At 73.3% G+C, this 23874-nt stretch carries 20 protein-coding genes; 6 read left to right on the top strand and 14 right to left on the bottom strand.

Annotated elements, in window-relative coordinates:
- The 4 genes from H5965_RS16290 to H5965_RS16305 are packed head-to-tail and all read right to left on the bottom strand — an operon-like array spanning window position 1 to window position 3918.
- Window positions 1-972, bottom strand: coding sequence for a MoxR family ATPase (locus H5965_RS16290; RefSeq protein WP_310970726.1), 972 nt, complete (start codon window positions 970-972; stop codon window positions 1-3).
- Window positions 969-2108 (bottom strand): DUF4350 domain-containing protein, encoded by a 1140-nt coding sequence (locus tag H5965_RS16295; protein ID WP_310970728.1) that lies wholly within the window; start codon window positions 2106-2108, stop codon window positions 969-971. Before H5965_RS16295 ends, H5965_RS16290 begins: the two co-directional genes overlap by 4 nt.
- A complete protein-coding gene (locus H5965_RS16300) occupies window positions 2105-2746 on the bottom strand; it encodes a DUF4129 domain-containing protein (RefSeq protein ID WP_310970729.1) in 642 nt (213 codons plus the stop codon). Before H5965_RS16300 ends, H5965_RS16295 begins: the two co-directional genes overlap by 4 nt.
- Window positions 2740-3918 carry a hypothetical protein gene (locus H5965_RS16305; RefSeq protein WP_310970730.1) on the bottom strand — a complete coding sequence of 393 codons (1179 nt, stop codon included), beginning with the start codon at window positions 3916-3918 and terminating at the stop codon, window positions 2740-2742. Before H5965_RS16305 ends, H5965_RS16300 begins: the two co-directional genes overlap by 7 nt.
- Window positions 3919-4168: 250 nt before the next feature.
- Between H5965_RS16305 and H5965_RS16310 the strand changes: the two genes are divergently transcribed.
- Entirely contained in the window at window positions 4169-5191 is a 1023-nt protein-coding gene (locus H5965_RS16310) for a neutral zinc metallopeptidase (RefSeq protein ID WP_310970732.1), read from the top strand.
- On the opposite strand, the gene H5965_RS16315 is transcribed toward H5965_RS16310, so the two are convergent.
- Together H5965_RS16315 and H5965_RS16320 are read right to left on the bottom strand one after the other, a co-directional pair.
- Window positions 5184-5603 (bottom strand): hypothetical protein, encoded by a 420-nt coding sequence (locus H5965_RS16315; protein WP_310971360.1) that lies wholly within the window; start codon window positions 5601-5603, stop codon window positions 5184-5186. The genes H5965_RS16310 and H5965_RS16315 overlap by 8 nt on opposite strands.
- Before the next feature lie 81 nt (window positions 5604-5684).
- Window positions 5685-6764 (bottom strand): potassium channel family protein, encoded by a 1080-nt coding sequence (locus H5965_RS16320; RefSeq protein ID WP_310970733.1) that lies wholly within the window; start codon window positions 6762-6764, stop codon window positions 5685-5687.
- A gap of 79 nt (window positions 6765-6843) precedes the next feature.
- On the opposite strand from H5965_RS16320, the gene H5965_RS16325 reads away from it, so the two are divergent.
- Complete coding sequence (locus H5965_RS16325) at window positions 6844-7212, top strand: hypothetical protein (protein ID WP_310970735.1); 369 nt, start codon at window positions 6844-6846, stop codon at window positions 7210-7212.
- Between the two features lie 158 nt (window positions 7213-7370).
- On the opposite strand, the gene H5965_RS16330 is transcribed toward H5965_RS16325, so the two are convergent.
- Together H5965_RS16330 and H5965_RS16335 are read right to left on the bottom strand one after the other, a co-directional pair.
- Window positions 7371-10607 (bottom strand): ATP-dependent DNA helicase, encoded by a 3237-nt coding sequence (locus H5965_RS16330; protein ID WP_310970737.1) that lies wholly within the window; start codon window positions 10605-10607, stop codon window positions 7371-7373.
- 453 nt (window positions 10608-11060) lie between these two features.
- Window positions 11061-14234, bottom strand: coding sequence for an ATP-dependent DNA helicase (locus H5965_RS16335; RefSeq protein WP_310971361.1), 3174 nt, complete (start codon window positions 14232-14234; stop codon window positions 11061-11063).
- Between the two features lie 173 nt (window positions 14235-14407).
- Between H5965_RS16335 and H5965_RS16340 the strand changes: the two genes are divergently transcribed.
- Both H5965_RS16340 and H5965_RS16345 read left to right on the top strand, forming a co-directional pair.
- Entirely contained in the window at window positions 14408-14731 is a 324-nt protein-coding gene (locus H5965_RS16340; RefSeq protein WP_310970739.1) for an MGMT family protein, read from the top strand.
- Between the two features lie 28 nt (window positions 14732-14759).
- Window positions 14760-15617 (top strand): siderophore-interacting protein, encoded by an 858-nt coding sequence (locus tag H5965_RS16345; RefSeq protein ID WP_310970740.1) that lies wholly within the window; start codon window positions 14760-14762, stop codon window positions 15615-15617.
- A 19-nt stretch (window positions 15618-15636) separates the two neighbouring features.
- On the opposite strand, the gene H5965_RS16350 is transcribed toward H5965_RS16345, so the two are convergent.
- The gene (locus tag H5965_RS16350; protein WP_310970742.1) at window positions 15637-16446 is read right to left on the bottom strand and encodes a uroporphyrinogen-III synthase; all 810 of its coding nucleotides are present in this window, start codon (window positions 16444-16446) and stop codon (window positions 15637-15639) included.
- Complete coding sequence (locus tag H5965_RS16355; RefSeq protein ID WP_310970743.1) at window positions 16439-17407, bottom strand: YafY family protein; 969 nt, start codon at window positions 17405-17407, stop codon at window positions 16439-16441. The genes H5965_RS16350 and H5965_RS16355 overlap by 8 nt, the downstream gene beginning before the upstream one ends.
- Window positions 17408-17469: 62 nt before the next feature.
- Between H5965_RS16355 and H5965_RS16360 the strand changes: the two genes are divergently transcribed.
- Both H5965_RS16360 and H5965_RS16365 read left to right on the top strand, forming a co-directional pair.
- The gene (locus H5965_RS16360; protein WP_310970745.1) at window positions 17470-17865 is read left to right on the top strand and encodes a DUF3224 domain-containing protein; all 396 of its coding nucleotides are present in this window, start codon (window positions 17470-17472) and stop codon (window positions 17863-17865) included.
- A 10-nt stretch (window positions 17866-17875) separates the two neighbouring features.
- Complete coding sequence (locus H5965_RS16365; protein WP_310970746.1) at window positions 17876-18976, top strand: DNA glycosylase AlkZ-like family protein; 1101 nt, start codon at window positions 17876-17878, stop codon at window positions 18974-18976.
- A 184-nt stretch (window positions 18977-19160) separates the two neighbouring features.
- On the opposite strand, the gene H5965_RS16370 is transcribed toward H5965_RS16365, so the two are convergent.
- The 4 genes from H5965_RS16370 to nirB form a co-directional block, all read right to left on the bottom strand.
- Complete coding sequence (locus H5965_RS16370) at window positions 19161-19823, bottom strand: DUF4097 family beta strand repeat-containing protein (protein WP_310970747.1); 663 nt, start codon at window positions 19821-19823, stop codon at window positions 19161-19163.
- Window positions 19824-19924: 101 nt separating this feature from the next.
- Window positions 19925-21028, bottom strand: a complete 1104-nt coding sequence (locus H5965_RS16375) for a uroporphyrinogen-III synthase (protein WP_310970748.1) — start codon at window positions 21026-21028, stop codon at window positions 19925-19927.
- Window positions 21025-21369, bottom strand: a complete 345-nt coding sequence (gene nirD / locus H5965_RS16380) for a nitrite reductase small subunit NirD (protein ID WP_310970749.1) — start codon at window positions 21367-21369, stop codon at window positions 21025-21027. Before nirD ends, H5965_RS16375 begins: the two co-directional genes overlap by 4 nt.
- Window positions 21366-23873 carry a nitrite reductase large subunit NirB gene (nirB, locus tag H5965_RS16385; RefSeq protein WP_310970751.1) on the bottom strand — a complete coding sequence of 836 codons (2508 nt, stop codon included), beginning with the start codon at window positions 23871-23873 and terminating at the stop codon, window positions 21366-21368. The genes nirD and nirB overlap by 4 nt, the downstream gene beginning before the upstream one ends.
- Between the last annotated feature and the right edge of the window lies 1 nt (window position 23874).

Here is a 23874-nt window from a genome sequence, read left to right on the forward strand (position 1 = left end):
TCAGCGCGGCACGGGCACGGACGCGAGCACGCGGTCCAGCACGCCGTCCGCGGTGACGCCTTCGAGCTCGGCCTCGGGCCGCACGTCCAGGCGGTGCCGCAGCGCGGGCCGGGCGAGCGCCTTGACGTCGTCCGGGGTGGCGTAGTCGCGCCCGGCGAGCCACGCCCAGGCGCGGGTCACCGCGAGCAACGCCGTGGCGCCACGCGGGGAAACGCCGATCCGCACCGACGGCAGCGACCGCGTCGCCCGGCACAGGTCGACGACGTAGCCGATCACCTCGGGCCCGATCGTCACCCGCGCCACGGCTTCGCGCGCCGCCGCGAGCTCGGGAGCTCCCGCGACGGCCTTGAGGCCCGCCGCGGCGAGGTTGCGCGGGTCGAAGCCCTGCGCGTGCCGCCACAGGATGCCGATCTCGTCCTCGCGCGAGGGCGCCGGCATGGTCAGCTTGAGCAGGAACCGGTCCAGCTGCGCCTCCGGCAGCGGGTAGGTGCCCTCGTACTCCACCGGGTTCTGGGTGGCGATCACGATGAACGGGTCCGGCAGCGGCCGCGACTTGCCGTCGATCGAAACCTGCCGCTCCTCCATCGCCTCCAGCAGCGACGACTGCGTCTTCGGCGGCGTCCGGTTGATCTCGTCGGCGAGCAGCAGGTTGGTGAACACCGGCCCCTCGCGGAAGGAGAATTCGCCGCTGTGCGCGTCGTAGACGATCGAGCCGGTGACGTCGCCGGGCATCAGGTCCGGCGTGAACTGCACGCGCGTGGTCTCCAGGTCCAGCGCCGCGGCCAGGGCCCGCACCAGCAGCGTCTTCGCCACGCCCGGGACGCCCTCGAGCAGCACGTGCCCCCGGCAGAGCAGCGCCAGGATCAGCCCGGTGACGGCGGCTTCGTTGCCGACGACGGCCTTGCCGACCTCGGTGCGCAGCGCGATCAGCGCGTCACGGGCCCCGGTCGCGTTCTCGGTACCGCTGGTCAAGTTCGCCCTGCCTCTCGTTCCACCTGATCGAGTTCGCCGGCCAGCCGGACCAGCGCGGGGTCGTCCGGCACCGGCGGGCCGTAGAGGATCGCGCCGACGTCGTTCGCCGGACGGCCGGTCCGCGTGCTCACCGACGCCACCAGCGCCGCCGCGTCGGCGTCGCGCGGCAGGCCCAGTGCCGTCCGCAGCCGGCCGCGCGCGGCTTCCCGCAGCGTCTCGCCCGCGTGCCCGGCCGCCTTGGCCCGCCGGTACAGCCGGGCGCGGCCCTCGGCCGTTTCGGCCGCGCGGACGACGATCGGCAGCGGCTCGGTGACGACCGGGCCGAGCCGGCGGGCCCGCCACAACGCCAGCAGGGCCACCGCGACGAGCGCCTGCGCGGCGCCGTAGGACCAGCCGTCCGGGATCAGGTCGAAGATCGACCGGCGGGAGTCGTCCAGCGCCGGGTCGGACGTGGTCGGCAGGTACCAGACGAGCTTCGGGTGCGCGCCGAGCAACCGCAGCGACAAGGCCGCGTTGCCCTGCTCGGCGAGCCGCTGGTTCGTCAACGGTGCCGGCGTGCCGAGCAGCGTCGTCGTGCGGTTCCCCTCGGCGAGCTGCAGCAGCGTGCCGCCGCCGTCCTCGCCGGGGTAGCACGAGCGCGCGCCGGGCGAGGTGTAGCCGATCCCGCCGAGCGTGACCTCGCCGGCCGCGACCGCCGCGGCGACCGTGCACTGCGGCGGCAACGTCCCGACGTCGCTGCGCCCGGCCGGGTGCACCAGCGGCAGCGAATCCCGCAGCGTCACCTCGCCCGGCGTCACCAGGACGACGTCGGCCGCGCGCTCCCGCAGCGCGTCGAACCGCTTCGCCGGGGCCAGGTCCGGGGCGGTCACCAGCAGCGTGGTGTCTTCGCCGACTTCGGCGTCCGCTTCGGCGACCGTGTGCGCGGTCCGGACGTCGACGCCCTGGTCTTCGAGCAGTTTCACCAAGGCGTGCGCGCCGCCGGGTTCGTACGAGCCGGGTTCGAGGGCGCCGTAGGCCTGCTCGCCGCGGCCGAGCAGGAGCAGGGCCCCGGCGACGAAGATCAGGACCAGGAGGGCGAGCGGGATCCGGGCGCCGCGCCAGATCCGGCGCAGGTCGGGCGAAACCGAGGTGCTCACGGGGCCGCCATGGCGACCGGCCGCTCACGGCGGCAGCGTTCGTCCAGTTCGGTCAGGGTCCGGTACGCCGCTTCGGTGCCTTCGCGGCCGCCGTAGTGGACGTCGTCGAAGAGCCGGGCGCCCTGCCGCAGCTGATCCGCGACGTTCGGCAGCAGCTGCCCGGCTTCGGCGGCGGCTTCATCCGCCGTCCGGCCGGAGCGGACGTCGAGCAGCGCGCGTTCCTCCAGGGCCCGCACGACGGCGCGGAAGCGGTCGCGGACGGCGTCGTCGAACCGGCCCGCGGCGGCGGCTTCCGCGGCCGAGCGGCGGTAGTCGGCGGCACTCCGGCGCTGCCCGCCGAAGACGACGCGATCGGCCCGCGCCGCGCGGGCGACCTTGCCCGTGCGCACCCGGATCACCACGACGAGCACGATCAGCAGCGCCAGGACCAGCAGCACCCCGAAGATCCCGCCGGGGACGTCCGAGGACAGGCTGTTCAGCAGCTTGTCCAGTTGCTCCCCCAGCCACCGGCCGATCTCCTGCAGGAAGCTCGGCCGCGCCTCGCGGTACTTCGGGTCGGAGAGCTCCTGCTCGGCCGCGCGGCGGGCCGCGTCCCGGTCGATGTCGACCGGGACGTCGGTGAGCCGGAAGGTCACCATGCCTGCGGTGGCTGCACCCCGGCGGCGCGGGCCAATTCGATGTCCATGCCTTCGCGGCGCATCCGCTGGTCGAGGTAGACGATCACGGTGACCAGCGCGACGAACGGGATCGCGACGGTGCCGGCGATGATCTGCCCGGCCGACGCCAGCAGCAGGTCCCCGGTGCTCGGCACGGTCACCTTGCCCGGGTTGAACACCTGGCTGAACATGCCCGTGCCGATGGTGAACGGCAACTGGATGATGTTCTCGAAGAACGACTCGATGATCCGGGCCAGCAGCAGCACGCCGAGCACCCGCCAGAACGCGCCGCCGACCAGCTTGACCGACCGCGCGAACGCCTCCCGGAACGTGCCGCGCTCCAGAACGAGCGCCGGGGCGGCCAGCGCCCAGAACACCCAGGCGAGGACGCCGGGGATGATGCAGAGCATGACGCCGATGGTGCTCAGGAGCGCGTAGACGAACGCCACGCCGAGCAGCGGCAGCAGCCGCGGCTGCACTTCGCGCCAGGCGATGCCGAAGCTGACCTCGCGGCCCAGCGCGGCCCGGCCCATCACCGCGGCCATCAGGCCGGTGGTGACGGTCGACAGGAGCGTCGAGACCAGCGTCGAGGAGATCAGCACGATGAACAGGTCGCCGAACGTGCCGAAGAGGGCGTTGCGCAGTTCCTCTTCGGTCGCCGCCGGGCCGAGTTCGACCGTGGTCGCGAAGCTCTCCAGGTCGGTGAGGACGTACCTCTGCAGGACGAACGTGAGCGCGGCGCTGAGCACCGCCACCACCGCGCCGATGCCGAGGATCAGCAGCGCGTGCCGGCGGATCGCGGTGATCGCGCCGTCGAGGATGTCGCCGATGTTCAGCGGCCGCAGCGCGATCACGCCGGGCTTGCCGAGCCCGTCCGGGTTCCAGCGCGGCGGCTGGTACTGCTGCTGCCCGGTGAACGGCGGCAGCGCGTCCGGCCGGTGGGACGACCCGTGCTGCCAGCCCGGCGGCGGGGTCGCGGGCGCGGCCGGGGTGTCCGGTGCCTGCCAGCCTCGCGGCGGCGTCGGCGGTGACGCGGCGTGATCTTCGGGCGGCTTCGGCTCACTCGATCCGGGGGCGGGAGCCGAGGGCACGCCCTGGCTCGGAGTCGGCGTGTCGGCACCCTCGCCGCCGGGCGCGCCACCGGTGTCTGTCATCGAAGCCCCTCGCCTGCAGTACCTGCTTGGCAACACTCTCTCAGAGCCCATTGCACCCGGCCAGACCTGGGGTGACGTCGGTGCGTCGTGACGCGGTGCGCACGGACGGGTGCGAGACGGCCCGTTCCCCCGATATGCTGAATGGCGGGATCGGGTACCCCCGGTCCGTACCGAGACCCTTCGGGACTGCCTAGTGACGCAACCGCCCCCCGGCCAGGAACCGCCTCGCGGAACCGTTCAGCCGCCGCCGGTGCCGGATGCGCAACCGGATCTCCCGTGGCTGGGCCGCCCGCACACCGTGTCCGCACCGAGGCGCCGGTCACCGGCGGCGGTGATCGGCGTGTGCCTCGGCGCGGTGGCCGTGCTGGTGCTCGGCCTGGTCGCGATCGTCGCCCTCAACCGCGACGAGACCCCGCTGGCCAACGCGAACTTCCGGGACGTCCCGACCTCGCAGGACGTCCCCCCGCAGCAGCTGCCGCCCGGCGGCGCGGGGGCCCCGGCGTCGGCGTCGAACCCGGCGACCGAGCTCTCGACGCCCAGCCCGACCGGGCCGCAGAAGATCCTCAAGCTGGCCGACCACCCGATCCTGCAGGACCCGAACGCCGGCCTGCAGAACCGCGTCTGCACGCTGCCGGCCTGGCAGAGCACGCAGGAAGGCGCGGAAGCGTTCTTCACCGCGGCCAGCAAGTGCCTGGACGCGGCGTGGGGCCCCTTCCTCGAGGCCTACCACCTGCCGTTCACGTCGCCGTCGCTGCACTTCCCGACCGGCGCGAGCTTCGAGACCGAGTGCGGCACGATCCAGGTCGGCATCGCGACGGCCGCGTACTACTGCGAAAACAACCTGTACGTCCCGTTCCGCGGCCTGCAGACCGACCAGTACGGCAACAACCCGGGTGTCTACCTGGCCCTGTTCGCCCACGAGTACGGCCACCACGTGCAGGAGGTCGCCGGGCTGATGGACGCGGCCTGGCAGAAGATCTACGAAGCGGGCCAGAACAGCCCGGCCGGGCTGGAGATGTCGCGGCGCAAGGAACTGCAGGCCCAGTGCTTCTCGGGGATGTTCCTCGGCGCGCACGTCGACCAGGGCGGCACGATCAGCCGCGACATGTACAACAAGGCCTGGAACGACCAGGAGACCCGCGGCGACAACACCTCCCGCAGCCACGACCACGGGACGAACGCGCACTACGCGTCCTGGTGGCGGGCGGGCGCGACGAGCAACCGGATCGCCGACTGCAACACCTTCGCGGCGCCGTCGTCCGAGGTCAGCTAGCCGTTCTGGGGCGCAGCGGGATGCTCAGCCACCGGTAGACGAACATCCCGCCGGAGAAGCACGCGAACACCAGCAGGGCCAGGCCGAGCGGGCGCCGGGCGTCGGACGCGCCCATCGACGTGTCCGCGGCGGTGACGGTGACCTGGCCGGTGTCGGGCAGCACGTCCGGCACCGCGACCTCGACGCGCTCGCCCTGGCCGTGCCCGCAGCCGTCGAGCGTGCCTTCGTGGGCCTTCCCGGCGACGGTGAACTTGACGGTTTCCTTGGCGTCAGCCTGGCCGCAGGGCGCCGGCTTGGTCACCTCCGCCTGCACCGGGGCGCCCAGGACGTCGTTGCCGATGCCGAGCAGGCCGGGCCCGGCCAGCCAGGCGAGCAGCACGACGAGCACACCCGCCGCGGCGGGGATCGCCACCGTGGGCCACGTGAGGGCGAGGGATCGCGGGGGCACCCGGCCATGGTTCCAGATCCCGCGGGCAAAACCCAGGCGCCCTGGTCACCGCTCGATCTTCTCCGCCTGGGTGACCTTTTTGACGTAAAGCAGCTTGTCGCCCGGTTCGATGGCGTCGGCCTGCGGGGCGTCGATGCGGTACAGGACGCCGTCGCGGACCAGGCCGAGGACGAGGTCGGCCAGGTGCCGCGGCGAACCGCCCTCTTCGGACGGTTCGACCGCCCGCTCGGCGATCGCCAGCCCCGATTCGGGGGTCAGCAGGTCCTCCATGATGTCGACGACCAGCGGCGTCGACGTCGCCATGCCGAGCAGCCGCCCGGCCGTCTCGCTGGAGACGACGACCTGGTTGGCGCCCGACTGCTTGAGCAGGTGGACGTTCTCCGCCTCCCGCACCGACGCGACGATGTGCGCCTTGGGCGCCAGCTCGCGGGCGGTGAGCGTGACGAGCACCGCCGTGTCGTCCCGGTTCGGGGCGACCACGACCGCGCGCGCGTGCTGGACCGCGGCCACCCGCAGGACGTCCGCCCGGGTGGCCGAGCCGTGCACGGCGACGAGGCCGAGCGCGCTCGCCGCGTCGAGGGCCTGCTGGTCGGTGTCGACGACGACGATCTGCTCCGGGGCGACGTCCTCGTCGCCGAGCAGCGCGTTGACGGCGGACCGGCCCTTGGTGCCGAACCCGACGACGACCGTGTGGTCGCGCACCTTCGTCCTCCACTTCTGGATCTTGAACGCCTGGCGGGAGCGCTCGGTGAGCACTTCCAGGGTGGTCCCGACCAGGACGATGAGGAAGAGCACCCGCAGCGGGGTGATCACCAGGACGTTCACCAGCCGCGCGGACGACGTGGCCGGCGCGATGTCGCCGTAGCCGGTCGTCGAGAGCGAGACGGTGGCGTAGTACAGGCTGTCCAGCAGGGAGAGGCCGTCGCCGTTGGCATCGCGGTAGCCGTCGCGGTCGAGGTAGACGATGACCACCGTGGCCAGCAGCGCGAGCGTCGCGCCGATGATCCGCTTGACGATCGAGCGGAGCGGGCTGACCGTCAGCTCCGGCATCCGCAGGACGCCGACGAGCTCGTGGTCGGGCCGATCGGTGAGACTGCCCAGCGGCAACCGTTTGAGGGCCTTCATGCTGGCTCGTGTCGAGCGTCACTCACGCCCGGAGGATAGCCGAACCGGACACCGCGCCGCCGCGTGGAACGATGAGTTCATGGCAACCTCGCAACGGCCCGCGCACGTGTTGGCGGGCGCGCTGGGCTTCATGGGCGTGCTGCACTTCGCCGTCCCCAAGCCGTTCGACGGCCTGATCCCGGCGTCGCTGCCGGGCTCGCGGCGGGCGTGGACGTACGGCTCGGGCGTGGCGGAACTGGCGGTCGCGGCCGCGGTGGCGGCGCCCCGCACCCGCCGCCTCGGCGGCCTGGCGGCGGCCCTGCTGTTCCTGGGCGTGTTCCCGGGGAACGTCAAGATGGCGGTGGACGCTCGTCGAGCACCGGCCCCGCAGCGCGCGATCGCCTGGGCGCGGCTACCGATGCAGTGGCCCCTCATCGCCTGGGCCCTGAAGGTCCGCGACAACGCGTGATCCAGCGGTCGACACGCGTGATCGAAGGGTCAACTCGCGTGATTCAAGGGTCGACACGGCGACCCGGCCGGAGCCCCGGTGTGTCGTCCCCTCAATCACGCGTGTCGACTTCTCAATCACGCGTGTCGGCTCTCTGATCACGCGTGTCGGCTGTCTGATCACGCCTCGGGGAGGTCGCGGAGCAGGCCGCGGAGGGCTTCCGGGGCCAGGAGGTCGGCCGGGCGGATCGTGCGGTTCGCGCGGACGTAGTGGAAGGCCGCGCGGACCCGCTCCACCGGGACGTCCTTCAGCGCCGCCCAGGCCATCCGGTACGCCGCCAGCTGGACCGACAACGCGGGGATGCGGGACTCCGGCGGGACCGCGCCGGTCTTCCAGTCGACCACCGTCCAGCCGCCGTCGGGGTCGGCGAACACCGCGTCCATCCGGCCGCGCAGGGTGATGCCTTCGACGTCGGCCGAGAACGTCACCTCCACCGCCACCGGGACCCGCGCCGCCCACTCGCTCTTCTCGAACTCCGTCTGCAGTTCCTCGAAGTCCGCGTCGGGGGCCTCGCCGAAGTCGGCCGCGCCCGGGAGGTCGTCGATCTCGATGAGCTGGTCGCCCGCGAAGCGGCGCTCCAGCCAGCCGTGGAACTCCGTGCCGCGGCGGGCGAAGCTGTTGGGCTCCACCGGGAGCGGGCGGCGCAGGTCGGCGGCGAGGCGGCCGGCGTCGTCGGCCAGGGCGACCAGCTGGCTCACCGAAAGCCGCGACGGCAGCGGGACCCGGTGCACGTGGTCGTCCTTGCGCGCCCACTCCTCCAGCAGGACGTCGGTGTCGGTCACCCAGCCGTCGGGATCGTCGTCCTCGGCTTCTTCCGCAGGCTCGGCGGCCAGGGCTTCGGACACCAGTTCCACGCCGGTCTGCACGCCGGTGCGGCGGTCGCCCAGCGGGTCGACCGGCCAGCGCGCCGCCCGCGAGTCCGTCACCAGCGGGTTTTCGTCGTCCTTGTCCGGTTCCGGCGCCCACTCCGCGAGCTGCCCGATGCCGGTCTCACGGAGGACGTCGGCGATCTCGGTGAGGAACTCCGACGGCCCCTTCGCCCGGCTGCTGCTCTCGTTCCACCAGTGCCCGGAGACGATCATCGCGTGCTCGGACCGCGTCAGCGCGACGTAGCAGAGCCGCCGTTCTTCCGCCTGTTCCCGTTCGACGAACCCGGCTTCGTGCAGCTCCAGTCCTTCTTGGACTTCCTTGCGGTCGTAGCCCTCGGCGATGTCCAGCGTCGGCAGGTCCTCGGCGTCACCGCGCAGCTTGGCCGGCAGCGACGTCGCGGTCCGCAGCCACGACGACGACCGCCGGCGCCCGGGGAAGACGTCCTGCACCAGGTGCGGCACGGCGACGACCTCCCATTCGAGGCCCTTCGCCGAGTGCACGGTCAGCACCTGCACGCGGTCCGGGACGACCTCGACCTCGCCGGGGGTGAGCCCGTCTTCGGCGTGCGCGGCGGTGTTCAGGTAGTCCACAAAGGACAGAAGGGTGGCGGTCGGCGCCGTCTCGGCGTAGTCGGTGACGACTTCGGCGAACGCGTCCAGGTGCGCCCGTCCCGCGGATCCGGGCCGGGCCAGCGATTCGACGTCCAGCAGCATGGTGCGTTCGACGTCGGCGACGAGCTCCGGCAGCGACTGGTCGAGCCGCCGCCGCAACGCCGCCAGCTCCCACCCGATCCGCCGGATCCGCCGGTAGCCCTCCTCGGAGTACCGCTCCGGGTCGCCCGGTTCGTCGATGGCGTCGATGAGACCGGCCTGCTCGACGCGCTCGACGACCAGTTCCGGCGTGTCCGGCTTCTCGGGGCTGGACAGCTCGCCGGCGCGCCGCCACAGCGCGGCGACGTCGGCGGCGGAGAGCCGCCAGCGGGCGCCGGTCAGCAGCCGGGCCGCGGCGCTGCCGGACAGCGGGTCGGCGAGCACCTTCAGCGTCGACACGAGGTCCGCGACCTCGGGCTCGTCCAGCAGCCCGCCGAGCCCGACCACCTCGACGGGCAGCCCGCGCGCCCGCAGTTCGGCGGCGATCGGCGCCATGTCGGCGCGGCGCCGGACCAGCACCGCGGCGGTCGGCGGCTTGCCGGTTTCCTCTTGGTGGGCGTACCAGCGCCGGGCGAGCGCGTCGGCGACCCACGCGCGTTCGGCACGGATGTCCGGCAGCAGCGCACAGGCGAGGTCGGCGGGCCCGGCGCCGTCGCGCGCCCGCAGCCGTTCGACGCCGAGGCCGCGGGCGCGCAGCGGTTCGGCGATCGCGTTCGCGAGGTCGAGGATTTCCGGCGGGTTGCGGAAGCTGGTCAGCAGCCCGAATTCGTGCGCGGGGACGAGCCGTTCGCCGTCGAAGCGCGGGAAGTCCGTGGTGAACCGGGGCAGGTTGGCGGCGCTGGCGCCGCGCCAGCCGTAGATGGCCTGCGCGGGGTCGCCGACGGCGGTGACCGGCATCGGCGGGTTCTCGACGCCGCCGAACAGCGCCCGCAGCAGCACGCGCTGGGCGTGGCCGGTGTCCTGGTATTCGTCGAGGAGGACGGCGCCGTAGCGCTCCCGCTCGCCCCGCACGACCGACGGGTACCCGCCGGCCAGCTGGGCCGCGAGGGACATCTGGTCGGCGAAGTCGAGTGCGCCTTCGTTGCGCTTGCGGCGGTGGTAGTCGTCGACGAGCGGGAGGAGGGCGAGCCGGAAGTGTTGCGCGGCCATGATTTCGGTGAGTTTCTGCGGCAGCGCGGCTCGTTGGCCCTTGGCGCGCGGGGCGTTCTCGATGACTCTGCACAGCCAGGTCGTGTACTCGGCGAGCTGTTCGGTGGAGACGAGGTGCTCGCCGAGCTCGCCGGCCAGCGCGAGGAGGTCGGCGGTCACGGTCGGCGGGACGCGGTCGGTGTCGAGTTCGTTGTCCCATGTGGACACCACGCGGTGCGCGATCTGCCACGACGACGTCTCGGAGAGGAGCCGGACGCCGGGCTGGACGGGCAGGCGAAGGCCGTGTTCGGACAGCAGGCGGCCGGCGTAGGCGTGGTAGGTGAGGACGGTGGGTTCGCCGGCGACCACGGTCGACCGCAGGCCGCCGGTCGGGTCGAGGCGGTCGAGGAGGCCGGACCCGGCGAGGCGGCGCAGGCGCGCGCGGACGCGTTCGCCGAGCTGGCGCGCGGCTTTGCGGGTGAAGGTGAGGCCGAGGACGCGGTCGGGGCTGACGATGCCGTTGGCGACGAGCCAGACGACCCGCGCGGCCATGGTTTCGGTCTTCCCGGCCCCGGCCCCGGCGACGACGAGGGAGGGTTCGACGGGCGCGGCGATGACGGTGGCCTGCTCGGGCGTGGGCCGGTGCAGCCCGAGCGCATCGGCGAGTTCGGCGGGCTCGACGGGGTTGGCGATGACGAGCGGGCTCACGGCCGCACCTCGCGGCGCTCCGGCTCGGTCGCGTGCTCACGCCTGGCTGAACTCACCGGATAGTTCACACGCTCGCCGCCCGACCAGCGCCGCACTGCCGCGCGTGAACTAACCAGATGGTTCACAAGCCCCGCACCCAGCGGACCCCGCATGGGCAACGAACTCACCCGATAGTCCACAAACCCACCACCCAGCCAACGCCACACCACCGCATCTGAACTAACCAGATGGTTCACAAACCACGCACCCAGCCAACTTCGCGCAGCCAACGAGCTCACCGGATAGTCCACAAACCCACCACCCAGCCAACGCCACACCGCCGCGCCTGAACTAACCAGATAGTCCACAAACCCCGCACCCAGCCAGCTCGCCGAGCCAACGAACTCACCAGATAGTCCACAAGCCCGCCGCCCGGCCGCCCCCGCCCCACAGCGCCTGAACTAACCAGATCGTTCACAGCCCCGGCACCTGCCGCCCCTCGGGCCGGAGCGGGCAGCACCCGCGCGCCGGGCAGCGGTCGCAGTCCGGGTTCTCCTGGGCCTGGTAGTCCGGACCCGCCGCCGAGGCCGCCGCCTTCTGGACCAGCTCCAGCCACTGCTTGCCGCCCACCTCGTCGAGCGGCGGCTGGGACCGCTCCGTCGCTCCCGTCTTGTTGTTCGCCTTCGCCACATACACGAGCCGAGCGCCACCCGCCTCGGTCCGGCCCTCGATCGCCCCCAGCAGCACCGCCAGCTGGTACGCCGCCAGCTGCGGGTGCGCCTCGGCCTCCGCCCCGGACACCGGGACCTTGCCCGTCTTGATGTCCACGATCACGGGCCGCCCCTCGGAATCGAGCTCCACCCGGTCGACCCGCCCGCGCAGCAGCACCCGGACCTCGTCCGCGCCCCCGGCCGGCAGCTCGACCTCGATGTCCTGCTCGACCCCGGCTTCCTTGAGCTCCGCCCGGCTGCGCTCCAGCCACGTCGTGAAGTTCCGCAGCATCTGCTCGACCCGCCGCCGCTCCCGCCGCGAGAACCACGGCGCCCCGGCGTCGACGCGCACCCACGCCTCGTCCAGCGCGGCCTGCAGCTCCGCGTCCGTCGAACCGGACGCGACCGCCTGGGCGAGCCCGTGCACCAGCGTGCCCGTCACCGCCGCGAGCTGGGCCGGGTCGCTGCCGCCGTGGCGCTCGATCATCCAGCGCAGCGGGCACTTCGTCAGGATTTCCACTGTGGACGGTGAGATCCGGATCAGGTCGCCCGGCGGGTGCACCGGCTCGTCGCTGGACGCCGGGAGCAGGCCGTACCACGTCGACGGGTGCGCGCCGGGCACGCGGGCGTCGGCCAGCCGGGCCAGCTGCTTCGCCGCCCGACGCCGCCGCGCGGGGTCGGCCTTGTCATCGCAGACGACCTCGCGCAGCTCCCCCACCAGCTCGGCGAGCACCAGCGACCGGCCCGGCGGCTTCATCCGCGAGTCGAGCCCGCCGTCGTCGGCGCCGTTCTCCTCCAGGTCGTCGAGGAACCGGGACGGCTGCTCGTCCTCCCCCGAAACCGCGGTGACCAGCAGCGTCCGCTTCGCGCGGCTCAGCGCGAGGTAGAACAGGCGCCGCTCCTCGGCGAGGATCGGCGCGGTCTGGGAGACGGCGTCGTCGTCGACCCCGGCCATCAGGTCCTTGAGCCGCTCCACCCCCAGTACCGACCCGCGCAACCGCAGGTCCGGCCACGCGCCCTCCTGCACACCCGCGACGGCGACGACCGTCCACTCGCGACCGGCGGCGGCGTGCGCGGTGAGCAGCGAGACACCGTCGGACGGGACGGCCGCCGGCGCCAGCGTGTCGCCAGCAATCCTCTGCGCGCCAAGGTAATCCGCAAAAGATGCGACGCTCGCGCGCGGCAGCCGGTCGACGTACCGGCCCGCGGCGTCGAACAGCGCGACGACGGCGTCGAGATCGCGATCGGCCTGCGCCCCCAGCGACCCGCCGCGTTCGACCTGCTTCAGCAGCTTGTCCTGCAGCCCGCTCTCCCGCCACAGCTGCCACAGCACCTGCTCCACACCCTCGCCGCGCGCGACGGCCTGGTGCGTGACGCGCAGCAGCCCGCCGACGCGCCGCACCGGCTCGGCCTCGGCGTCGGCGAGCCCGGCCAGGATGTCGCCGCCGCGCAACGCTTCCACGAGCAGCTCGTCGCTCGACCGCTGGCCGCCGCCGGCCAGTTCGAGCCGGCGCAGGCCGCGCCGCAACCGCCGCAGCGCCAAGGGATCCGCGCCGCCGAGGGCCGACGAAAGCAGCATCTCCGCGAGGTCGACGTCGAGGAGCTCGGGCGACGGCGCGAGCTTCAGCACGGCCAGCAGCGGCCGCACCGCGGGCTGCTTGGCCAGCGGCAGTTCCTCGGTCGCCGACCCGATCGGGACGCCGGCCGCGCGCAACGCGCGTTGCAGGACGAGGAAAGTCCGCGCGGGCGATCGGACGAGCACCGCGATCTCCGACCACGGCACGCCGTCGACGAGGTGCGCGCGACGCAGCTGGTCGGCGATCCAGCTCGCCTCGGCGGCGGGCGTCGGCATCACGCGGACACGGACGTTCCCCCCGGTCGCTCCGCGTGGCGGCACGATCTTGCGGTGCGGCGACGCGCCCGGCAGCGTCGCGCCGATCTTGGCCACCGCGAGCCGGACGGCCGGGGCGAGCCGGTGGGCCGTGGTGAGCGTGACGGTCCGGCTGCCGTCCGGGTCGGCGTCGGCGAACAGGCGTGCGTCCGCGCCGCGGAAGGAGAACACGTTCTGGTCGGGGTCGCCGGCCACGACGAACTCGGCCGCGGTGTGCCCGATCACCCGGACCAGGCTGGTCTGCAGCGGGTCGAGGTGGTGGGCGTCGTCGACGAACAGGTGCCGGACGCGGGTGCGCTCGCGTTCGCGCAGCTCGTCGTCGTCTTCGAGGGCGAGCAGCGCGGAGGTGACGAGCTCGGCGGCGTCGAGGGCGGGCGCGCTCGCGACACCGAGGGCGTTGCCGCCCGCGCCCTGCAGCTGCGTGACTTCTTCGTACTGCGCCCAGAACTCCCCGGCGGCGATCCACTCCTCGCGGCCGCGGCGCCGGCCCAGCTCGGCGAGGTCCCCGGGGCCGAGGCCGCGCTCGGCCGCGCGCATCAGCAGGTCGCGCAGCTCCTCGGCGAAGCCGGGGACCATCAGGGCGGGCCGCAGCTGCTCGGGCCAGTACTCGGCCTCTTCGTCGAGGTCACCGGCCAGGAGTTCGCGGACGACGACGTCCTGTTCGGCGCCGGCCAGCAGCCGCGGCGGCGGGAGCTCTTCGGCCATCGCCTCCAGCCGCAGCAGCGAGTAGGCGTAGGAGTGCACGGTGCGGACGAGCGGTTCGCGCACGGTCCGGGGCAGCGGCCGCGCCAGGTCGGGGTCGGCGGTGAGCCGCCAGGTGATGTCGGCGCGCAGCGCGTCGGCGGATTTGCGGGACGTGGTGAGCACGAGGACGCTCTCCGGGTCGGCGCCCTCGGCGATGCGGCGGGTGGCGGCCGAGGCCAGCAGCGCCGTCTTGCCGGTGCCCGGGCCGCCGAGCACGCGGAGGAACCCGCCGGGTGCGGAGAGCACGCGCCGCGCGCCTTCGTCCCAGGTGAACGAGGGTGTGGCGACGATCGGCGTGCGCACCAGCCGCGCGTCCGCCTGCGCCGTTCGCCTCCCGTTCACCCCGCGATGGAACCACGCCCGGTCCCCCGGGTGGCGCACCGGCACGGCTTAGCGGGGGTCCGTTCGGCGAAGGCGCCGCAGCGTGCGCTGGATGGTTGCGAAAAATGTCGTACCCGTCCGGCACAGTAGGAGTCATGGACGACGTTCTGCACGAGCGCGTGCGGGAGATCATCGAGTCGGTGCCGGCCGGCACGGTGGCGACGTACGGCGACATCGCCGCCCTCGCGGGGGCGCCGTCGCCGCGGATGGTCGGCGCGATCCTGGCCGAGGACGGGCACGACCTTCCGTGGCACCGGATCCTGCGCGCGAACGGCACCCCGGCGCCGCACCTGGTCCACGACCAGCTGGAACGGTTGCGCGCCGAGGGTGTGCTGGCCGACGGCCAGCGCATCGACCTGCGCAAGTACCGGTGGAAACCGGACGGAGAGGAGGACCACGGACCGGAAGGACTGTTCTGAACCCGCGTCGTTAGGTTAGCCTCGCCTAATGACGACCCAGCTGGAGCGACCTGCCCTGACCTACCACCGGGCGCGGGTGACCGTCGTCCGGCCGGTCACGCCGCACCTCGTGCGCGTGACGTTCGCCGCGGAGAGCTTCCGCGACGTGCCGGCCGGGGCGCCCGACCAGTACGTCAAGGTGTTCTTCCCGCTGCCCGGGCAGGAAGCGCCGGTGCTGCCGGAGACGGCTTCCGACGTCATGTCCTGGTACCGCACGTACCTGGCGATGCCGGACGGCGTCCGGCCGCCGATGCGCACGTACACGGTCCGGGCCCACCGCCCGGACGCGGCGGAGATCGACGTCGACTTCGTGCTGCACGGCGACACCGGGCCGGCCTCGGCGTGGGCGTCGCGGGCGACACCGGGCGACCGCGTGACGTTCACGGGGCCGTACGGGCTGTACGCGCCGCCGGAGGGCTGCGGCTGGCAGCTGCTGGTGGGCGACGAGACGGCGCTGCCGGCGATCGGCGCGATCATCGAGCAGCTCCCGCCGGGCGCGCGCGCCTCGGTGTACGTCGAGCTGGCGGACCGCGCGGACCGGCAGGTGTTCGAGACGCGCGGAGCGGTGGAGGTCCACTGGGTGCTGCGCGGGTCACGGCCGCTGGGCGAGGCGTTGCTGGAGGCGTTGCGCGGCGCGGCGTTCCCGGGCGGGACGCCGTATGCGTGGGTGTCCGGCGAGGCGGGCGTGGTGAAGTCGGTGCGGCGCCACCTGGTGCGCGAGCGCGAGGTGGACAAGCGGCTGATCTGCTTCACGGGCTACTGGCGGCTCGGGATGAGCGAGGAAGCGGCCGGCCGCGAGGCGGTCCGGGCGGCGGAGGCAGGCGAAGCCCTGGTCGAAGCGGACTGAGTCCGCGCAAGCGGGCGGGCTACTCCTTGCCGAGCTTCGTGGCCAGGAGCTTCACCAGGGCACCCAGGCGCTGGCGGTCCGGCTGCAGCGTCTCGATGCCCGCCGCCTCCAGTGGGGCCGCCGTCACCGGGCCGACGCACGCGCACACCAGCGGGCCGCGCAGGGCCGTCAGCAGGTCGTCGTAGTGCCCGGACGTGCGCGCCAGCGTCAGGAAGTTCGCCGCGGCCGGGGCGCTCGTGAAGGCCAGCGCGGCCAGCTCGCCCGCGACGATCGCGTCGATCAGGTCGTACACCGGGGTGACGTCCGGCGGGGAGTGCCAGCGGTACGGCTGCACCTCCACCAGGGAGGCGCCGGCCTGCACGAGGGGGTCGGTGAGCTCCGGCAGCGGCGTTCCGTGCAGCTGGACGGCGACCCGCTCGCCGGCCACCCCGGCCGAGGTCAACGCCCCGAACAGCTCGGCGTTCGACTCCGACGCGGCCGAAAAGGACTCGCGCAGGCCGGCCCCGCGGACCGCGCCCACCGCCTTCGGGCCGCGGGCGTAGATCCGCGACTCCCCCAGCGCCGCCACGAGCCGATCGCGCAGGCCCCAGCCCCCGGCCGCCTCGAGCCAGCCGCGGAAACCGGCGCCCGTGGTGACCACCGTGAAGCCGACCGGCTCCGCCAGGACCGCCTCGGTGCCCGCGCGCAACGCCGGGTCGCTGTCCAGGGGCACGATGGTGATCGTCGGCGCGTGGCGGACCTCGGCGCCGTGGCGTTCGAGGGCCGCGATGAATTCGCCCGCTCGCCGCTCGGCCGTGACCCCGATGGCGATACCGCTCAGCTCACCCATAGAACGCGCCCATCTCCTCGATCGCTTCGGCCAGCTCCGCCCGGAGGTCCGCCGGTTCCAGGACCTCCAGGTGCGGCCCGAAGCGCAGCAGCTCGCCGATGGCCGGTTCGCCCGGCTCCACCGGCAGCTCCACGGTGAGCCAGCCGTCCGCGTCGGGCTCGTTCCGGCAGTCACGCAACGCGCGGGCGCCGACGGAACCTCCGTAGAACGGTACGAGGGCCTGCGCCCGCGGCGAAAGGCGCACCACCGCGACGCGCGGGTACATCCGGCGTTCGAACTGCTCGGACCACTCCTGCCAGTACCGCGCGAGGTCGAAACCGGCCGGCCGCTCGAAGACCTCGCCGAGGTCGGTCAGCTCCAGGACCCGCGAGATCCGGTACGTCCGGTCGGTGCCCTCGCAGCGGCCGGCGAGGTACCAGTTGCCCGCCTTGAGGATCAGCCCGAGCGGCTCCAGGTCCCGTTCGACGACCCGCTGCCCCCAGCGTTCGTAGCGGATCCGGATCCGGTGCGACGACCACACGGCGTCGGCGATCGCCGACAGCGTCGGCAGGCTCTCGATGCCCCGGTGCCAGCCCGGGACGTCCAGGTAGAACCGCTCGGCGACGCGGCCGGCGCGATCGCGCAGCTCGCCCGGCAGCGCGGCGTACAGCTTGAGCTGCGCCGCCGCCAGCACCGTGCCGAGCCCGAGCTCGGCCGCCGCCACCGGCAGGCCGGCCAGCGACAGCGACTGGGCCTCTTCCTCGGTCATCCCGGTGAGCCGGGTGCGGTAGCCGTCGACCAGCCGGTAGCCGCCGGTCCGGCCGCGGTCGGCGTACACCGGGACGCCGGACGCCGAGAGCGCGTCGATGTCCCGGTAGACCGTCCGCACCGAGACCTCGAGCTCTTCGGCCAGCTCTTCGGCCGTCATCCGGCCGCGGTTCTGCAGCAGCAGGAGGACGGACAGGAGGCGGCTGGCGCGCATGGTCCAAGTTTGGCAGAAATACCTGACACAAGCTGACAGGTATGCCCGGCAGGGTGATCCCCATGAACGGATTCACGACGAAGAACTGGGAAGAGAAGATCGTCAGCGGCACCGAGGGCGGGCCGCGGGTGGCCTACGCGCACGCCACCTTCGCGTACCAAGGCGTCATCGAGGGTGAGTCGATCTGCGACCTTCTGCTGTACTACGCGGGCGAAGGGTACGAAAGCGGCGAGACGACGTCGCCGTGCTTCGAACGCTTCGAGGGCAAGGTCGACGGTCGCGAAGGGACGTTCATCGTGCGCCACGAGTACACCTTCGACGCGAAGGGCATCGCCTCGACGTTCACCGTCGTCCCCGGCTCGGGCACCGGCGACCTGGCCGGGCTCACCGGCCGCGGCACCGCCGGCGGCGCGATGGGCGAGGACCCGATCGGCTACACGTTCGAGTACGCGTTCTAGGAGCTGCCCCGTGGACCGCCGTCAGGTACTCGCCTACCGCATCGCCGAGCACGGCCTGCACCGCTCGGCGAAGGACGTCGCCGACCTCGCCGTGGTCCGGGCCGGGCTGCAGGACAGCATGCGCGACACCGCGCTGCTCGCCCTGGTGGCCCGGCTCGACGGCCCGGTGGCCCTGGACGACGAGCGGCTCGTCCTGGCCTGGACGTTGCGGGGCGCGCCGCACTTCCACCTGCGCTCGGACCTGCCCGAGGCGATCCGGGCGCTGGTCCCGCTGGACGACGCGGACGCCCTGGCCCGGATGTTGTGGCAGCGCAAGGAAATGGCCGCCACGGGACTGGCCGCGACCGAGGTGGTCTTCACCGCGGCGGGCGCGCTCCGGAAGGTCGTCACGAAACCGATGTCGAAGGGCGCGGTGTCGACGGCGGTCACGAAGGTGCTGCCACCGTCGTTCTCGCGATGGTGCCGGGGTTGCCACGCGACGCACATCCAGGAGCAGCTGATGCGCATCGCGACGCCGCACGCCGGAGTCCGCCTGGTGACGGGGGCATCGCCGGCAACGCTGGCCCCGCTGGAAGGCCGTGGCCGGATGCGCAAAACCCCGGACCCGGCCGCGGCGACGGCGGTGATCGAGCGCTACCTGGGGTTGAACGGCCCGGCCTCTCCGGGCGACGCGGCGGAGTTCGCGGGCACGGCCCGCGCGGTGGTCGACCGCACCTGGCCGGCGGGCTTGGTCTCGGTGCAGGTCGAGGGCAAGACGCGGTACCTGCCGGAGGACCGGCTCCCGGCGCTGGAGAACCCGCCGGAGCCGGACGTGGTGCGGCTGCTGCCACCGCTGGACCCGTTCATCCAGGCGCGGGACAAGGCGTTGCTGGTCCCGGACCCGTTGCGGCGCAAGGAAGTCTGGAAGATGCTGGGCAACCCGGGGGTGCTGGTGGCGGACGGCGACATCGCGGGAACGTGGCGCACGAAGGGCAGCGGGGCGAGGCTGACGTTCACGGTGACGGCGTTCGACCCGCTGCGCCCGGCACTGCGCGAGGAGGCCGAAGCCGAGGCGGCCCGGGTCGCGGCGGCGCGCGGCTTCGAGAAGCACGCGGTCACCTGGGCCGGCTGACCACGCCTGGCCTCACGCCTGCGGCGCGGGGCTTTCGCGGAGCCTCCGCCGGCTGCTCGCCGACCACGCCCGCGGGGGCGCCCCCCGTTTTCCACGCTACCAGCGGGCACCGACAATTTCGGTCCGTCCCCAGCGCCCCGATGTGGCGTTCTACCGCCGACGCCACACCGGGGGCGCTCCGGCCTCACAGGCTGTGGGCGTCGATGTCGCCGTAGGACGTGGTCGCCTGGATGGCCAACCCCGGCGTTCCCTCGTTCTTCAGCGCGTTGCGGATCCGGCCGTACGTCGTCCCCGCGTCCAACGATGCCGAGACACCCGCCGCCGCTCCCACCGTGATGTTGCCCGCCTGGGTGCTCAGCACCAGGTTGCCGCTCGCCGCCTCGGCGATGCGGATGTCGCCCTTGCCCGTGGTGATCTCGGCCGGGCCCGTCAGCCGGCCCACCGAGACGTCGCCCGCGTGGGCCGTCAACCGGAGGCTCGCCGCCTCGTCGAAGACGACCTCGCCGTGCGCTCCCGAGACCGTGACGTCACCGAGGCGTCCGACGCCCCGCAGCGAGACGCTCGCCGCCTTGGCCTCCACCGACGAGCCCGCCGGCAGCGAGACCGTCACGTCGAGCGCCCCGGACGGGCCGAAGTACTGGTTCTTCGCCTCGAGCGAGATGCGCAGGACACCGTCGTCGAACGACACGGACGCCTCCGAGGCCGCCTTCACGTCGCGGTTCTTCGCCGGGTCGGCGGGCAGGACCTGGACGACGGTGCCGGTGTCGTCGGAAGCGACGAACCGGACGCGGCCGGCCGGGATGGCGAGGGCGGTGGTGATCGGGGCGGGGGTGGTGAACTTCTGCATCGGATTCTCCTTGGCTCGGTGTGTGAACCCACCTTCGCCGCCCCCGCTGACACCGGAAGGCCACCGCCCTGACACGACCCCTGACAGCGCCGACCCGCTCCTTAGGCGTCGACCGCCAGCCGGTATCCGCGCTTCACCACCGTCTGGACCACCTTCCCGCCCCCCAGCGACGTCCGCAGCCGGCCGATCGCCGTCTCCACCGCGTGCTCCTCGCCGCCCCCGGGCAACGCCGAGATCAGCTCGCGCCGCGACACCACCCGCCCCGGCGACGCCGCCAGCGCCCGCAACAACGCCATCGGCGCGGGCGCCACCTCGCACCACTCGCCGTCCACGATGGCCGCCTGGCCGCGGAGCTCGATCGAACGCCCTCCCGCGCGCAGGCGAGGCGAACGCGCGACCAGGGTCTCCGCCACCGTCCTGGCCAGTGCGCCGATCCGGGCGCGGTGCGGCTGGACCGTCGGCACCCCCAACGCCGCCAATGGGCCGGCCGTGATGGGTCCGACGCAGGCCGCCACCACCGGGCCGGACAGCGCCGTGACGAGCCCCGGCAGCCGGCCCGTGCGGCGGGCCAGCGCGATGAGCGACGCCGCCGCCGGGGCGCTGGTGAACGGGAGCGCGTGGATCGAGCCGTCCAGGACGCCGTCGAGCAGGCGGTCGACCGGGCCCGGGTCCACCGGGCCGACCCAGCGGTACACCGGGATCTCGATCACCTCGGCACCCGCCGCGCGCAGCGTGTCCACGAAGTACGGCAGCGGCTCGCCGTGCAGCTGGACCGCGATGCGCAGCCCGTCGACCCCCGACGACAGCAGGTGCTGCAGCAGCTCCGCGTTGCTCTCCGACGCCGGTGAGTACGACTCCGACAGCCCGGCCGCCCGCAGCGCGCCGGTCACCTTCGGCCCGCGGGCCAGCAGCGTCGCCGTCGACAGCCGGTCCAGCAGCGAATCCCCCAGCCCCCAGCCCTCGGCCGCCTCCAGCCAGCCGCGGAAGCCGATGCCGGTGGTCGCGACGACCGCGTCGACCGGCGCCGCCAGCAGCGCCGCCGTCGCCGCGTGCAGCTCCCGGTCGTCCGTCAGCGGCACGATCCGGATCGCCGGGCCGTACCGGACGCTCGCCCCCTTGCGCACCAGCAGCGCGCCGAGCTCGTCAGCCCGGCGCGCCGCGGTGATGCCGATCACGAAACCGGCCAGTGGGAGCACATCGCTCACGGGCTCTCCACTTCGACGACGCCTTCCCGCACGCGCACCTCGTACACCGGCACCGAAACGTCCGCGGCGTCCAGGCACTCGCCGGTTTCGAGGGCGAACCGCTCCTTGTACACCGGCGACGCCACCACCGGCACGCCGCCGGTGTCGCCGACGATGCCGCGCGAGAGCACCGCCGCGCCGCTGCACGGGTCCCAGTTGGACAGCGCGTACAGCCGGTCGCCGGGCAGCCGGAAGATCGCCACCTGAACGCCGTCGTCGAGCAGCGCCGCCACCCCGGCGTACTCGGGCACCGCGCCGACGGGGCAGACCGCCGTCCAGGTCCGTTCGATCGACGTGGTCATCGCCGCACCTCCGGAACTCCCAGCATCACAGGCACTTTCTGCGCCCGCTCCTCGCGGAACGAGATCGCCGGGTCGGGCGCGCCCGGCGCGTTGACGAAGGAGGAGAACCGGGCCAGCTTCTCCGGGTCCTCCAGGACGCCCTTCCACTCGTCGGCGTAGTTGTCGACGTGCTTGGCCATCGCCGCGTCGAGGTCCTCGCAGATGCCGAGGGAGTCGTCGACGATCACCGCGCGCAGGTGGTCGAGGCCGCCCTCCAGCTCCTCGATCCACGGCGCGGTCCGCTGCAGCCGGTCGGCGGTGCGCACGTAGAACATCAGGAACCGGTCGATCGTACGGATCAGCGTCTCGGTGTCCACATCGGACACCAGGAGTTCGGCGTGGCGCGGGGTCGTGCCGCCGTTGCCGCCGACGTAGAGGTTCCAGCCGTTCTCCGTGGCGATGATGCCGAAGTCCTTGCTCCGCGCCTCGGCGCACTCCCGGGCGCACCCGGACACCGCCGACTTGAGCTTGTGCGGCGAGCGCAGGCCGCGGTAGCGCAGCTCCAGCTCGATCGCGAGGCCGACGCTGTCCTGGACGCCGTAGCGGCACCAGGTCGACCCGACGCACGACTTCACCGTGCGCAGCGCCTTGCCGTAGGCGTGCCCGGACTCGAACCCGGCGTCGACGAGCCGCCGCCAGATCAGCGGCAGCTGGTCCACGGTCGCGCCGAACAGGTCGATCCGCTGGCCGCCGGTGATCTTGGTGTACAGCCCGAAGTCGCGCGCCACCTCGCCGATCACGATCAGCTTGTCCGGCGTGATCTCGCCGCCGGGGATCCGCGGGACCACCGAGTACGTGCCGTTGCGCTGCAGGTTCGCCAGGTACCGGTCGTTGGTGTCCTGCAACGTCATCTGCTCGCCGCCGAGCACGTGCCCGTTGCCGAGGGTGGCCAGGATGGACGCCACCGCCGGCTTGCAGATCGCGCAGCCGCTGCCCGCGCCGTAGCGGGCGATGAGCTCGCTGAACGTGGTGATCCGGGTGGCCTGGACGATCTCGAACAGCTCCGCGCGTGACTGCGGGAAGTGCTCGCAGACGGCCTTCGACTGCTCGACACCGGCCGCGCTGAGCAGCTTGGACAGCAGCGGGACGCACGACCCGCAGGCGGTGCCCGCCCGCGTGCACACCTTCAGCTTCGGGACGGTGTCACAGCCGTCCTCGTGGATGGCCGTCGTGATCGCGCCCTTGGAAACGGCGTTGCACGAGCAGATCTGCGCCGCGTCCGGCAGCGCGTCGACGCCGACCGCGGCGCCGCCGCCCGCCGGGGCGAGGATCGCGCCCGGCTCGGCCGGCAGCGGACGGCCGACCAGCGCGCGCAGCGTGTTGTACTCGGTCGCGTCGCCGACGAGCACGCCGCCGAGCAGCGTCTTGCCGTCGTCGGTGACCACGAGCTTCTTGTACGTCCCGGCCACCGCGTCGTTGACGGCGACTTCCAGGGCGCCCTCGGTCGTGGCGTGGGCGTCCCCGAAGGAAGCGACGTCGACGCCCATCAGCTTCAGCTTCGTGGACGTGTCCGGCTCGGGGAACGTCCCGCCGCCGCCGGTGAGCTGCGCGGCGACGATCTCCGCCATCGCGTAGCCGGGCGCCACGATGCCGTACACGCGGCCCTCGACCGCGGCGCACTCGCCGATCGCGTAGATCGCCGGGTCGCCGGTGCGGCAGGAGGCATCCGTCAGCACGCCGCCACGCGGGCCGAGGTCCAGTCCGGACTGCCGGGCGAGGTCGTCGCGCGGCCGGACCCCGGCGGAGAACACGACCAGGTCGACGTCCAGTTCGGTGCCGTTGCCGAGCTTGGCCAGCAGCCGCGAGCCGTCGGCCTCGATCGCGTCGGTGGACGTTCCCGTGTGGACGGTGACGTCCAGGTCGGTGATCAGCCGCCGCAGGAGCGCGCCGCCGCCTTCGTCGACCTGCAGCGGCATCAGCCGCGGCGCCATCTCGACGACGTGCGGGGACAGCCCCATGTCCCGCAGCGCCTTCGCGGCCTCCAGGCCGAGCAGGCCACCGCCGATGACGACGGCCGACCGCCGGCCGCGGCCCGGCTTGTCGATCGCCGCCGCGCGGATGCTGTCGAGGTCCTCGATGGTCCGGTAGACGAAGCAGCCGTCCAGGTCGTGGCCGGGCACCGGCGGCACGAACGGCCGCGAGCCGGTGGCCAGCACCAGCGCGTCGTAGGAGACGACGTCACCGGAAGCCGTGGTCACCGTCTTGGCGGAGCGGTCGACCGACACCGCCAGCTCACCGAGCCGGAGCTCGACGTGCGCGTCGCCGGCGTAGTCGGAGCCGGGGAGGGCCAGGGTGGCCGGGTCCCAGGTGTCCACATAGGACGTGAGGGCCACCCGGTCGTACGCCGGGCGCGGCTCCTCGGACAGGACGACGATGTGCCAGGTCCCCGAAGGGTCTTCCGCGCGCACCGCCTCCACGAGCCGGTGGGCGACCATGCCGTGTCCGGCGACGACCAGGGTGGGCATC

Source organism: Amycolatopsis sp. 505 (genome assembly GCF_031625235.1).
GTDB lineage: Bacteria > Actinomycetota > Actinomycetes > Mycobacteriales > Pseudonocardiaceae > Amycolatopsis.